Source organism: Bittarella massiliensis (ex Durand et al. 2017) (genome assembly GCF_017566145.1).
GTDB lineage: Bacteria > Bacillota > Clostridia > Oscillospirales > Ruminococcaceae > Bittarella > Bittarella massiliensis_A.
Genome location: NZ_JABFCL010000282.1, coordinates 1 through 217, shown reverse-complemented (window position 1 = coordinate 217; position 217 = coordinate 1). Strand labels below are relative to the sequence as shown.

The 217-nt window shown below is 39.6% G+C and carries 1 protein-coding gene; it reads left to right on the top strand.

The window, feature by feature from the left end:
- Positions 1 to 217, top strand: a 217-nt coding sequence (locus tag HJY11_RS14350; protein WP_208076544.1) for a hypothetical protein, incomplete at both ends; no start/stop codon positions are given.

The following is a 217-nucleotide window of genomic DNA, read 5'->3' as shown; positions in this document are numbered from 1 at the left end:
ACAACCATAATGATTCAAATTTAAGAACTGGCGAAGTTTTCGCTGATTTTACAGCGCAGGTGATAATGTTTTGCTTGCTTTATGCTCATAGAGTGCTATGTGCATCGGAAGATTCGCCTGCTGAAAAAGAACGAAAGATCAATGCTTATATCAAAGAGGATTTGTCAGAAGGAGAAGCGTTAACGCCGTTTAGAAATCTTATGCTGTATCTGCGGGA